This is a genomic window from Psychroflexus torquis ATCC 700755, assembly GCF_000153485.2.
GTDB lineage: Bacteria > Bacteroidota > Bacteroidia > Flavobacteriales > Flavobacteriaceae > Psychroflexus > Psychroflexus torquis.
The window spans coordinates 3,440,418-3,454,072 of record NC_018721.1 but is presented as its reverse complement, the minus strand read 5'-3'; the positions used below and the strand labels follow the sequence as shown (position 1 = coordinate 3,454,072).

Genomic DNA, 13,655 nt, shown 5'->3' with positions numbered 1-13,655 from the left:
AACAGTGTTTAAGCAGCTTATTTGCAACTAAAATTAGTGCTAGTTTTTTGCCTATACCTTTGCTAAGAATACGCTTATAAAGTTCCCGACACGCTTACTGTTGCCGATTCTAAGAGCAATTTTTTATTCAAACCAAATGGACGCCGCAAAAAAAATCTGTCAATTAAGTAAGAGTTTAGAAGGGTTTTAGGAAGTCTGGCTTCCCAAAACAAATACATACAGTCAACGGAAGTGCCTCTGGATCTGAAACTTCGATTTAAAGATATACCAAGCCATCCTATTGGTTTATAGAATTAAGAAATAGATCCGGTTTATCTCGACCCAGCAAGATCGGAACGGAAGATACAAGCAATTTCACGGTGATTTAAAAGCAGCTTATTAAACCCTAAGCATTCGATTTAAAAGCCCAACAACGTAGCTTAAATAAGTTTGTGATATAATATAACCACATTAGACCTAATGAATCTTTAGGAATGGAAAATCCCGCAGATTACCATGATTTTTCCAATAGACTATACCCTGAGAAAATCCCAAAACGGGATTACAAATCAACCATGAAAATGATGAAAGTATGTAAAAACGGTCACATACGCTGGAAGTCATATTATTAAGTATATTTAACTGCATCACTTAAAGGAAAATAAATTGGTGCTGAAAATCAAGGAAATGGAATATGAAAGTATTTTATAGAGACCTGTTTTTAGATTGCTTTAATTAAAATAAAAGATAAACAAATATCAATTACGCTAAGTCAAAATCTAGTGTTAAGCACATCCTTTTAACTTTATAAACTATGAGACTTAAAGAACATATAGCTACTTGCAGTATAACTAAATGAAAAATAAGTATCTACTAATTATTTTTTAGCCAGTTTACGGAATATCAACAGAAATATTACAGCTAAATTTAAATTATTAACTACAGATTTTAAAACATATATCATACTAATCTAAAATGGGAAAGAAAGCAACAACCATAAGTGAGCAAATAGACATTCTAAAAGAAAGAGGAATGAATTTTGACTGCGGAATAGAGAAAGCTGAAGAAATGCTTTTAGATATAGGTTATTATAGACTTGGGTTTTATTGGTATCCATTCGAAATAGACAAAGAACATAATTTTAAAGAAGGAACTACATTCTCAAATGTTATTAGCCTTTATTATTTAGATGTTGATTTAAGGAATGTTTTACTAAAATATTTAAAACGGATAGAAGTAAATTTTAGAACTAAAATTATTTACTATACTTCTCACAAATATATAGAAGACCCGATATGGTATTCCAATCCCAAAATAATGGCTTATTGGTTTATCAGTAAATTAGATGTGAATCTATATACAGATAAATTTAAAGAAGAAAATAAACAGATAAAACTACATCATATAAATTATCGAAATGACATATATGCGCCTACTTGGAAAACATTTGAATTTTTGACTTTTGGAGCAATTGTAACTATTTTTAATGCATTAAAGAGCGAAGAATTAAAAAAAGAAATTTCAAAACTTTATGGATTAAATAATCTTAATACATTTATAAATTTCATCCACACCATAAAATTTATTCGAAATATATGTGCGCACGCAGGAGTTTTATACGATTTGAATTTTCCACAGGGTATATATAAAATCCCTAGAGTAAAATTTAATAACAATAACAACCAATCTTTGGATGCTGGAATTAAAACAATGTCATTTATTTTAAAAAATATTTCTGAGGGCAGAAATTCTGATATGAATACCGAGATAAACGACTTATTAAAAGAGCACACGAATAATGAAACACTCAAAGGAATAATCACCAATAAAATTGGCTACGACATATAATATTTTTATATTTGTATTCAAAGTGCCTAACTATTCACAATGCTTTAGTGTTGCACTATAAAAGATTATATATAACCTAGACATTGTGCTCTAGGTTTTTTTTTGCTTCTACTTTAAGCGTTACACTTTCCTAAAATAAAGTTTTCAATATATCAATCAACTTCTGAACTAATTAAAAAATACGTTTGGTAACAAAGACCTGAGGTATAAAACAACTCTTTTCTACTTTAATTTGAATCACTAGTACTCTTGACTCAAAGATTCGCATTTGTAATTTTTTAAGTTTTTTTATTGTGTTTTCCTTCCATCTATCTAGGCAAAACTGAAACGTACATTTAATCAGATGGTCTACCTGATTTTGAGAAACCAAAACAGTGTTTAAGCAGCTTATTTGCAACTAAAATTAGTGCTAGTTTTTTGCCTTTATCTTAGCCTTCGCTAAGAATATGCTTATAAAGCTACCGACACGCTTACTATCACAGATTCTTAAAACCTATTTTTATTCACCTAAGAACTTTCTGTCAATTAAACAAAAGGTTACAAAGGTTTTTAAGAAGTATGGCTTCCCAAAAGATCAAGGCTTTTTTATAAAAGAGCATACTGTTCCAAAAGCTAATGTAACCATAGATAAATAGACGGGACATCAAGCATTAGATAAGGACTTTGAAGATTTAACAAAATATATTCTGGTGATAAAGGCGTTAACTTCTCAGAACTACACAGGGTAATCATGGATTTATAAGGATGTTTTTAGAGTAATACACCATCATGTCAGAGATTTACAGGATTGTCTAGATGAATATGGCTATCGATTGAATAAAAGTTTCATGAGAGAAAAAATATTTGATAACCTATTACAGAGAAGGATTTAAACCGAACCTTATCTAATGATAAATAGTAGTGATTAAATCCTTAAGTCAATAAAACTAGCAAGGTTAAACCGTAAATTTTTGAAGATAAAGCCTTCAGTCACTTCCCTCCTATCAAAAGTTATCTTAAGTTTTATAATCTATACGCACACCAGACGGAGGCAGTGGTGAACTTAAAACTTTAAAACTGGATATCGAATATCAATTAAAAAAACGGAGGTAAAATCAGAATAAGAAACCCGCTTTAAAGAGGATACCCTTCTATTTTTAAAAACAAAAAAGCCTTAATCCATAGATTAAGGCTTTAAATTAAAACTAGCTAAAGTTTTAGTTTTCAAAATCTTTCAGTGTGGTTGTTATGATATCTAAACAATCCATCAATTGTTCTTCGGTGATCACTAATGGTGGTGCAAAACGAATGATGTTACCATGTGTAGGTTTTGCTAATAAACCATTTTCTTTTAAAGCGACACATATGTTCCAGGCTGTAGAGCTGTCTTCAGAATCGTTGATAACGATAGCATTGAGTAAGCCTCTACCTCTTACGAGATTTACAATGTTGTGATTTTCTATAAATTTATTCAGTTCAGATCTAAAAAGATCACCAAGACGTCTTGCATTTTGGGCAAGCTTCTCGTCTTTAATGACTTCTAGAGCTTCCATAGCTACAGCAGCAGCAACAGGATTACCCCCAAAGGTTGACCCGTGTTGTCCTGGTTGGATCACGTTCATAATCCAATCATCTGCTAGAACTGCAGACACTGGATAGGCTCCTCCTGATAAGGCTTTACCTAAAATCAAAACATCTGGTCTAGAATAAGTGGCTTCTTGACGTTCACAATGCCCTTGACAATCACATTTACCACAAACAGCAAGCAAGGCTCCTGTTCTTGCAATTCCTGTTTGTATTTCATCTGCCATAAATAAAACATTGTGTTCATTACACAGTGATTTTACCTTTGACATAAAATCATCTGATGGAGTAAAAACACCTGCTTCACCTTGGATAGGCTCTATTAAAGCACCAGCTATATTTTTGTTTTCTTTAAGTACTTTTTCTAAGGCTTCAGGATCGTTATAAGGCACCTTAATAAAACCAGGTGTATAAGGACCAAAGTTTTTTCTCGCCTCTTCATCATTGCTAAAAGAGATAATAGTTGTGGTTCTACCGTGAAAATTATTTTCAAAAACTATAATCTGAGCTTCTGTTTCTGCGATGCCTTTACATTCATAAGCCCATTTTCTGCAAATTTTTATAGCAGTTTCCACAGCTTCAGCTCCACTATTCATCGGTAAAAGCTTATCAAACTTAAAGTATTCTGTTGCATATTTTTCATATACCCCTAACACGTCATTATGAAATGCTCTAGAGGTTAAAGATATAGTTTGAGATTGCTTGTGCATGGCTTCTACAATCCTAGGATGGCAGTGACCTTGGTTAACAGCAGAATAGGCGGAAAGAAAATCGTAATATCTTTTATCTTCAACATCCCATACAAATACACCTTCTCCTTTTTTTAGAACTGCAGGTAATGGATGATAATTATGAGCTCCATACTTATTTTCAAGATCTATTGCTTGTTGTGAAGATTTAATGTCTTCAACCCTTAATTTATCTATTGTATCAGTTGTCATAACTTATATTTTATCGATTTTCACAAAAATAAGGAATTCACGGACCATTAAAAATTATTAACTAAGAGATAGGTCAATTTAGTTTCAGTTTAAATAAAAAGATGAAACAAAGCCTAATTAAAATTAAATTTTAATTAGGCTTAAAGTATGGATTCAGATTCTAGACCGTACTCTAAAAAAAAATAGAAAAAATTAACGACACCACTTCAAAACAACTGACTTGGTAAAGTCGTTCACTTCAGTTTTTAGTAAGTTTCTAGGCAACCTTAGGTCTGAGTTGTTTAATCAAAGATTTGAATTTTTCAATGTCCAAAGTTTAAACTTTTATGTGTTGGCTATTAGTTTTGCATTATTTAGTCTTATTTTCAAACATCATGAGTCATACAACTATAATGACTCCTCTGACTCTATCATTTATTTATTACCTCCTGAAAAATTACCCAAAACTATCCCTTTAATCTTCCCTCTAAGTGCTTTTTGCACCTTGCTTTTGCCTGTTTTAATGCTTCCAAACGCCATTGATTATAGCGCAACACAACTAGACCGATCTGAATTTTGATTTGTTGGATTTTGATAGGGATTTTAGGTCCCATTTTGGTTTGTGTTTGGGTGATTTTACTGGAATTAGTGTAAGAATTACTTCATTTTAAAAGAAATGTAATCGATTAAAGCAGTAATTCAAACAATACTTTATTTTTGCGCTATGGCAAGACGAAAAAATACTAAAAAAACCTTCGAAAACGTAGAAGTCCTGGATGCTGGAAGTAAAGGGAAAGGCATTGGTAGAGCAGATGATGGCAGAGTCTTAATTATAGACCAAGTCGTCCCCGGTGATATTGTAGATGTTACCACTTACAAGAAGAGAAAATCATATTACCAGGCCAAACCTAATCAATTCGTAAAATTATCGTCCAAAAGAACTGAGCCTGTCTGTCAACATTTTGGAGTTTGTGGTGGATGTAAGTGGCAAAATATGGCTTACGAACACCAGTTGTTTTACAAAGAAAAAGAAGTTTTAGAAAATTTAAAACGAATTGGTAAAATTGAAATAGCAAAAACTCATCCCATTTTGGGAAGTGAAAAGATTTATTTCTATAGAAATAAAATGGAATTTTCCTTTAGCAACAGTCGATGGCTAACTGAAAAAGAAATTTCAAGTGAAGTCGACATTACAGATAAAAATGCACTTGGATTTCATATTCCAGGGATGTGGGATAAGATCTTGAACCTTGAAAAATGTCATCTTCAAGGAGACCCTAGTAACGCCATTAGAAATAAAATAAGAGATTTTGCTACTGAACATGATCTAGAATTTTTCAACCCGAGAGATAAAACTGGATTGCTTAGAACCCTGATGATAAGAACGAGTTCTACGGGTGAATTCATGATTTTGATTCAATTTTTTAAAGAACAAAAGGAAAAGCGAAAGCTTCTCCTAGACTATATTATTAAAGAATTTCCTGAAGTTAACTCCCTTCTTTACGTTATCAACGAAAAAGGAAACGACACTATTTACGATCAGGAAATTTGTACCTATTACGGAGAAGATCATATTTTTGAAGAGATGGAGGGTTTAAAATTTAAAATTAATGCCAAATCCTTTTATCAAACCAATTCTGAGCAAGCTTACGAGCTTTACAAAATCACCAGAAGTTTTGCGAACTTAACGGGTGAAGAACTGGTTTACGATTTATATACGGGAACGGGGACTATAGCTCAATTTGTGGCTAAAAAAGCCAAACATGTTGTAGGTATAGAATCTGTACTTGAAGCTATTGAAGATGCTAAATCAAACGCAAAACTCAACGGTATTGAGAATACATCGTTTTTTGCTGGAGATATGAAGAAGCTATTTAATTCAGAATTTATTGAAAAGCATGGACAACCCGATGTCATTATAACCGATCCACCACGTGATGGAATGCATAAAGATGTGATCCAACAGATACTAAATGTAAAACCTAAACGTATTGTCTATGTGAGCTGTAATTCTGCCACTCAAGCTAGAGATTTAGAACTCATGGATGAATTTTATAAAGTGGATGAAAGCCAAGCCGTAGATATGTTTCCTCAAACCCATCATGTTGAAAATGTGGTTTGCTTAAGCTTAAGAGCATGAAGAAAGGTTTAGTTTATGGTATTATTTCAGCGTTTGTAGCCCTGTGTATATATTCATGTGAACGAGATGATATTTGCGCTGAAGCTATTGTAAATACTCCAAAATTGGTCATTGAATTTTTTGATGCCAATAATCCTGGAAATTCCAAAAATGTGAATAGCTTGCTGGTGAGGGAAATTGAAAATGACAGTACCATACTATTTAACTCTACTTCAACCATAGCTATTCCATTAAAAACAGATGCCATTGAAACTAAATATATTTTCAATATCAACTCTCAGTCAGAATCTGGAGGTTTAATTGATACTTTAAATTTTTCTTACGCAACTGTTGAAACTTATTTAAACAGAGCTTGCGGCTTCAAAGCAGACTTTATAGATTTTAGAGCACGTAAAGAGAATATAGAATTTGATGACATCAATTGGATAAGAGATATCCAAGTAAGAGAAACTACAATAGATAATGAATCTGAAACTCACCTATACTTATTTTATTAGCAGTATTCTACTGTGTTTTGGCATGCAATCTTTTGCACAAGAAGACTCAATCGACGAATACGAACAAATTAGCGATTCTATATTTTTTAAAGATAAATATGGACTCAACATCGGTTTGGATTTGAGCAGGATTGGTCAAAGTTCTTGGGACTCAGACTATCAAGGTCTAGAAATTTCTGCTGATTATAGATACAGTGAGAATCTTTATATAGCAGCAGAGTTAGGCAATGAGACCTCTACCTTTAATGAGCAAAACATCATAAACGAAACCGATGGTAGCTATATTAAATTAGGAGTTAATTATAATGTATATGACAACTGGATAGGGATGCAAAACCTTATATACGTTGGGATTCGCTATGGCTTTGCTAGTTATTCTCAAAATTTACAGAGCTATAGAATTTATACAACAGATGATTATTTCCCTTCAGATATAAGGGATGTAGATGTCTCCTTCAGCAATCTCACGGCAAGCTGGATTGAACTTCAAGCAGGTTTAAGGGTTAATATTTTTGATAATTTTTACTTAGGCGCTCACGTTCAATTGAAAAATATGGTATCGGTTTCAGAGATCAATAATTTTGATAATCTATATGTTCCTGGATTTCGAAGGACCTTCGATAATTCAAATATTGGTGCAGGCTGGGGATATTCCATCAGCTACCTCATCCCCATTTATTCCAAGACAAAAACTCAAGCTGTAGATAATTAAATCTATTGCTTGGCTGCTTTTTTAGAACCCTCATAGATTTGATAATTCAAAAGTCTAGACTCCAATTTGGCGTTGTAGAGTTTAATCTTTCGAGAAGGTCTCAAGCCAACATGTTTTATGGCTTCTAGGTCTGCTACCATAAACCAAGCAGAGGTTCCTGGGTAACTCCGTTTTAAGGTATCCCCTACTTTGGCATAAAACGCTGGTATATCCACATCCAATCTTACTCCATAAGGAGGGTTAAAAACCATATGCAAATGACGCTCTGAAGTTTTAATAGATTCAAAGAAGTCTTGACGTTTTACAGTAATAAATTCAGATAGATTAGCATTTTCAATATTTTGAGTTGCTTTTTCAACCGCTGAAGGGGCTTTATCGTAGCCTTTAATTTCAAAGTTAAACGATCTTACTTTCTTCAAAGCTGAATCTTTTATGACTTCAAAAAGGGATTGATCAAAGTCTTCCCAATTCTGAAAAGCAAAATGCTCCCGGTTGATGTTAGGGGGAATATGACAGGCTATCATTGTCGCTTCTATGAGAATAGTTCCACTACCACACATGGGATCCAAAAAATCACATTGTCCAGTCCAACCAGATTTTAAAAGTAGGCCTGCAGCCAACACCTCGTTTATAGGTGCTATGTTAGTAGCGGTTTTGTATCCTCTTTTAAAGAGGGGGTCTCCAGAAGAATTCAAGCTAATTTCACAATTTCCTCTATCGATATGAACACTTACTTGGCAGTCTGGCCTGTCGGTATCTACATTGGGTCTGGACTGAAATTTATCTCGAAATCTATCCACAATAGCATCTTTAGTCCTAAAGACGACGTATCTAGAATGAGTGAAAATTTCTGAATTTACTGTAGATTCTACCGCAAAGGTCCCATCCTTGTCAATTAAGTTTTCCCAAGGATAGGCATTGAGTTCATTATAAAAATCCTCTTCATTTGAAATTTTAAAACTAAAAACAGGCTTCAAAATACTTATCGCAGTTCTTAGAGACAAATTGGCCTTATACATAAAACCAATGTCTCCAACAAAAGAAACGTGCCTCACTCCTTTCTTAATATCGAGTGCACCAAGTTCCCGCAACTCTTTTGCAAGCTCATCTTCAAACTCAAAGAGACACTTGGCAATCATTTTGAAATTAATTTCCATAAAGAAGGTATTTTTAAGTGCAAAAATACATTAATTTTGCTCCCTTGTTTTGAAAAACCAATAGCAAGCTTATAAATAATTGAACGTCTCATATTTTAGTAGTTTTTATGAATTTACTGTTACCCATTCTTGCTGTACTTATTGGCTTTGGAATTTCGTACTTCCTTTACGAGAAATTCGTCATCATAAACTTCCTATTAGCCTTTAGTGGTTCCTTTTTACTATCGGTTACAGTCTTAGAATTTCTACCTGGAATTTATAATTCTGGGGTTGATTCTATTGGCGTCTTTATTTTAGGAGGAATTTTACTTCAGATTATGTTAGAATACATGTCGGGAGGGGCAGAACATGGCCATCTCCATATTTCTAAGGAAAACACAAATTTCCCTTGGGTGCTATTCGTAAGTTTATGTATTCATGCATTTTTGGAGGGAGTGCCAATCCATGGAAATGACCATTTACTCTATGCGGTGATTATCCACAAAGTCCCCATTGCCATTATTATCTCGTCCTTTTTATTCAATACAAATTTATCTAAGGCCAAAGTGGTTTTCTTTCTATTGATCTTTGGAATCATGACACCCTTTGGCAGCTTTGTTCAAGCAAATACGACTCTTTTCGACGATATCGGTATTTATTTGAATGCCATTGTTATCGGTATTTTCCTTCATGTCTCGACAACAATTTTATTTGAGTCTTCCAAAGATCACAAATTCAACATTTATAAATTTGGAATCATAGTATTAGGAATTTTTTTAGCTCTGATCCTTTAAATAAGACTACCAATTTGAGTGTGAAATTTGTTGATTATTCTTAATTTAGCTGTTTTAAAAATCTTAGCAAACAAAATGTTATGAGTAAATACGATATTATAGTTTTAGGGAGTGGACCAGGTGGCTATGTAGCCGCTATTCGTGCCTCGCAACTCGGTTTAAAAACAGCTGTCATAGAGAAAGAAAGTTTAGGAGGTGTTTGTTTAAACTGGGGATGTATTCCTACCAAAGCTTTATTAAAAAGCGCACAGGTTTTTCAATATTTAAATCATGCTGAAGACTACGGTCTAAAGGTTGATAATCCAGATAAAGATTTTACAGCTGTTGTAAAACGCAGCAGAAACATTGCTGAAGGAATGAGTAAAGGGGTTGCATTCTTGATGAAGAAGAACAAAATTGACGTCATCATGGGACATGGAACCTTAAAAAAGGGGAAGAAGATTTCTGTAGAAGACGATAAAGGTAAAACAACTGAATACGAAGCAGAGCACATTATAATTGCAACTGGTTCTCACTCTAGAGAGCTTCCTAATTTACCACAAGATGGTAAAAAAGTAATAGGATATAGAAAAGCAATGACCCTAGAAAAGCAACCAGAAACTATGATTGTTGTGGGATCTGGCGCTATTGGATCTGAATTTGCAAGTTTTTATAACGACATGGGAACTAAAGTTACTTTAGTAGAATTCCAACCCAATATTGTCCCTGTCGAAGATGAAGAAGTCTCTAAACAATTTGAACGTATTTTCAAGAAGAAGGGCATTAAAGTCATGACCAATTCTTCTGTTGAAAGCGTAGATACATCAGGTGAAAAAGTAAAAGCCACCGTTAAAACTAAAAAAGGAGAAGAAATTATTGAGGCAGATGTTGTTCTTTCTGCTGTAGGTATCAAAACCCATATCGAAAATATCGGTTTGGAAGATGTGGGAATCAAAACCGATAAGGATAAAATCACTGTGAACGATTTTTACCAAACTAATGTTCCTGGCTATTATGCTATTGGAGATGTGACGCCAGGATCTGCTTTGGCTCACGTTGCTTCTGCTGAAGGTATTCTTTGTGTAGAAAAAATTGCAGGAGAAAAAGTAGAAGCTCTAGATTATGGTAATATTCCTGGATGCACCTATTCAAATCCAGAAATTGCTAGTGTTGGTATGACCGAAAAGCAAGCCAGAGAAGCTGGGTATGAAATTAAAGTTGGAAAATTCCCGTTTTCTGCTTCTGGTAAAGCAAGTGCTTCTGGAGCTAAAGATGGTTTTGTAAAAGTTATTTTTGATGCTAAATATGGTGAATGGCTTGGTTGCCACATGATAGGTGCTGGCGTTACCGATATGATTGCTGAAGCTGTTTTAGGAAGAAAACTTGAAACCACAGGCCATGAGGTTTTAAAAACTGTACACCCACACCCTACTATGAGTGAGGCTGTAATGGAAGCTACTGCAGATGCGTATGGTGAAGTTATCCACCTCTAGTCGTAAAGATTTAATTACATTTAAGGCTTCTGAAACTATGGCTTCAGAAGCCTTTTTTTATAAAACCCATGAGGAAAAAAATCTCAAGTCTCAATAACCCGTTTATTAAAAATCTGCTACTTCTTCAGAAGAAATCAAAGCTGAGAAAAAGTCAGGAGGAATTTGTGATAGAGGGCCTTCAGGAAATAAGTTATGCGCAAAAAGCGACTTATGAGTTTTCTCAAGTTTTAGTATGTCTAGATCTATTTGACAATGCTTTAGACCTAGAAAAATTTGACTGTGAAATTACCGAAATCTCACTAGACGTTTTTGAAAAGCTAGCTTATAGATCCTCGACGGGAGGACTAATAGCCATTGCAAAACCAAAAGATTTAAGGATAGAAAATTTAAGGCTATCTAGCAAAACACCGCTTATAATGATTGCAGAAGCTCCAGAAAAGCCTGGGAATATTGGCGCTTTACTTAGAACCGCTGATGCAGCAAAACTAGATGCTGTCATCATTGCCAACCCCAAAACAGATCTTTACAATCCTAATATCATCCGCTCTAGTGTAGGGACAGTCTTTACCAATTCAATTGGAACGGGAACAACTTCAGAAATTATTGATTTTTTAAAAAACAATAACATTAAGATTTATGCTGCAGCCTTACAAGATTCTTCATCCTATCTTGCAGAAGGTTTTAAGGAAGCCACAGCAATAGTTGTAGGAACAGAACATCAAGGTTTATCTGAAGAGTGGAGAATAAACGCCGATAAAATTATAAAGATTCCTATGGAAGGCCAGGTAGATTCTTTAAACGTATCGGTTTCTGCCGCCATTTTGATTTTTGAAGCCAAAAGACAACGCCAACTTTCTTGATTTTTTAAATGAGCTCAAAACTTCCCCCACTATGTATTTGAAAATATTTTTATATCTATTCACCCTAAGTCTTAGCTTGTCTTCTTTCAGTCAAGATTTACCTAAGGACTATTTTGAGTCGCCTTTAGATATCCCTTTATTACTTTCAGGAACATTTGGAGAGTTGCGCTCCAATCATTTCCATGCGGGAATGGATATTAAAACGAAAGGAACGACTGGTCTTTCTGTTCAGGCTTCGGCGGAAGGCTATGTTGGAAGAATAAAAATTCAACATGGTGGGTATGGAAAAGCCTTGTATATATATCACCCCAACGGCTATCAAACCGTATATGCGCATTTGGACAACTTTTCACCAGAAATTCAAAAACTGGTCAAAGAAAAACAGTATCAAAAAGAGTCGTTCGAAATTGAACTTTTCCCAGAAGAATCTGACCTAATAGTTTCACAAGGTGAAACTATTGCTTACAGCGGTAATTCTGGCTCTAGTGGAGGCCCTCATTTACATTTTGAGATTCGAGATTATCAATCTAAACCGATGAATCCTTTTCTATTTGGCTTCGATGAGATCCAGGATTCTCAGAAACCCACTGTTTTCGCCTTACACAGCTATGCCATAGGAGAAGACTCTCATGTGAATGGAAATTCTGGCAGGAAACAACTCAAATTGATACAAAAAAATAATGGTGATTTCATGACCGAATCCATCAAGGTCTATGGCGACATTGGATTTGGTATTGAAGTTACAGACAGACTTGACTTAAGCTATAATAAAAATGGAGTGTATTCTATTAAAACCAAACTGAATGGAAAACCTATTTTTGAAAATACATTTGATAAATTTTCATTTTATGAGACACGATATATTAATCGCCTGTTAGATTTTGAGTTTTATAAAACGGAAAAACGCAGAATTCATAAACTTTTTGTTGAGCCCAATAATCCATTAAGTGTATACACCGATGCTTATAACCAAGGAGTTGTAAGTGTTTTTAAAGATAGCCTTAACCAGCAATTTGAAATTGAAGTTTCAGATTTTAAAGGCAATACCCAATCCATCACTATTCCTATAGAAAGTGACTTTAGAGTAGGTATTGAGCCCAACACACAAAAAGAAACTGAATATTTAGCCAAAGCTGATGCTGCTAGTGTTTTTGAAGAAGGTAAAATTGATATCTATATTCCTAAAAATGCACTTTATGAAGATACCTATTTAGAAATTAATATAGAAGGCTTAAGTGTAGATTTACATAACTATACGACTCCACTTCACAAGTCAGTCACTATTGGATTTGATGTAAGTCAATATTCTCAAGAAGATCAAAGAAAGCTATATATCGCTCAAGTTAATCCCTGGGGTGGTCAATATTATGTGAGTACTTACAAAAAGAAAGATAGGCTGACTACTAGGACCAATCAATTTGGAAGCTATGCTTTGTTTGAAGATTCTACGCCTCCTAGTATTAAGCCGAAGAATTTTACAGATAAGCAGTGGGTATCAAATTTCAGGTATTTAGAACTGGAAATAAATGACGAAGAAACTGGAATAGAGAGCTATAGAGCAACCGTGAATGGTAAATTTATTTTGATGGAATACGATTATAAGACCAATACTTTGATTCACGATTTTAACGATGATAAAATTTCAGATACTAAAAATGAATTAAAAGTCGTTGTTATTGATAAAGTTGGGAATACTGCTATATTTGAAGCAGAATTCTCCAGAAAAAACTAATA

11 protein-coding genes are annotated in these 13,655 nt (G+C 34.0%); 8 read left to right on the top strand and 3 right to left on the bottom strand.

Features of this window, described 5'->3' with window-relative positions; translation table 11 throughout:
- The first annotated feature begins 954 nt into the window (after nucleotides 1-954).
- Nucleotides 955-1,827, top strand: coding sequence for an Abi family protein (locus P700755_RS14910; protein WP_015025468.1), 873 nt, complete (start codon nucleotides 955-957; stop codon nucleotides 1,825-1,827).
- A 1,196-nt stretch (nucleotides 1,828-3,023) separates the two neighbouring features.
- On the opposite strand, the gene rocD is transcribed toward P700755_RS14910, so the two are convergent.
- Nucleotides 3,024-4,331 (bottom strand): ornithine--oxo-acid transaminase, encoded by a 1,308-nt coding sequence (gene rocD / locus P700755_RS14900; protein WP_015025467.1) that lies wholly within the window; start codon nucleotides 4,329-4,331, stop codon nucleotides 3,024-3,026.
- Between the two features lie 446 nt (nucleotides 4,332-4,777).
- The gene (locus P700755_RS20315) at nucleotides 4,778-4,924 is read right to left on the bottom strand and encodes a hypothetical protein (RefSeq protein ID WP_169314469.1); all 147 of its coding nucleotides are present in this window, start codon (nucleotides 4,922-4,924) and stop codon (nucleotides 4,778-4,780) included.
- Nucleotides 4,925-5,034: 110 nt separating this feature from the next.
- Here P700755_RS20315 and rlmD point away from each other — a divergent pair, with 110 nt between their 5' ends.
- From rlmD to P700755_RS14880, 3 genes are read left to right on the top strand one after another with little or no spacing between them, the layout of a single operon-like run.
- Nucleotides 5,035-6,450 (top strand): 23S rRNA (uracil(1939)-C(5))-methyltransferase RlmD, encoded by a 1,416-nt coding sequence (gene rlmD, locus P700755_RS14890; RefSeq protein ID WP_015025466.1) that lies wholly within the window; start codon nucleotides 5,035-5,037, stop codon nucleotides 6,448-6,450.
- A complete protein-coding gene (locus tag P700755_RS14885) occupies nucleotides 6,447-6,947 on the top strand; it encodes a DUF6452 family protein (RefSeq protein WP_015025465.1) in 501 nt (166 codons plus the stop codon). Before rlmD ends, P700755_RS14885 begins: the two co-directional genes overlap by 4 nt.
- Nucleotides 6,913-7,659: a DUF6048 family protein gene (locus P700755_RS14880; protein WP_015025464.1), complete on the top strand. Its 747-nt coding sequence runs from the start codon at nucleotides 6,913-6,915 to the stop codon at nucleotides 7,657-7,659. Before P700755_RS14885 ends, P700755_RS14880 begins: the two co-directional genes overlap by 35 nt.
- 2 nt (nucleotides 7,660-7,661) lie before the next feature.
- On the opposite strand, the gene P700755_RS14875 is transcribed toward P700755_RS14880, so the two are convergent.
- On the bottom strand, nucleotides 7,662-8,816 hold the full coding sequence (locus tag P700755_RS14875; RefSeq protein ID WP_015025463.1) for a THUMP domain-containing class I SAM-dependent RNA methyltransferase: 1,155 nt from the start codon (nucleotides 8,814-8,816) through the stop codon (nucleotides 7,662-7,664).
- Nucleotides 8,817-8,923: 107 nt separating this feature from the next.
- Here P700755_RS14875 and P700755_RS14870 point away from each other — a divergent pair, with 107 nt between their 5' ends.
- The 4 genes from P700755_RS14870 to P700755_RS14855 all read left to right on the top strand — a co-directional run bounded on the left by P700755_RS14870 (nucleotide 8,924) and on the right by P700755_RS14855 (nucleotide 13,653).
- Entirely contained in the window at nucleotides 8,924-9,589 is a 666-nt protein-coding gene (locus tag P700755_RS14870; protein WP_015025461.1) for a ZIP family metal transporter, read from the top strand.
- 80 nt (nucleotides 9,590-9,669) lie between these two features.
- Entirely contained in the window at nucleotides 9,670-11,061 is a 1,392-nt protein-coding gene (lpdA, locus tag P700755_RS14865; RefSeq protein WP_015025460.1) for a dihydrolipoyl dehydrogenase, read from the top strand.
- A gap of 68 nt (nucleotides 11,062-11,129) precedes the next feature.
- Nucleotides 11,130-11,921, top strand: a complete 792-nt coding sequence (locus P700755_RS14860; RefSeq protein ID WP_015025459.1) for an RNA methyltransferase — start codon at nucleotides 11,130-11,132, stop codon at nucleotides 11,919-11,921.
- Between the two features lie 31 nt (nucleotides 11,922-11,952).
- Nucleotides 11,953-13,653 (top strand): M23 family metallopeptidase, encoded by a 1,701-nt coding sequence (locus tag P700755_RS14855; protein ID WP_015025458.1) that lies wholly within the window; start codon nucleotides 11,953-11,955, stop codon nucleotides 13,651-13,653.
- Nucleotides 13,654-13,655 lie beyond the last annotated feature (2 nt).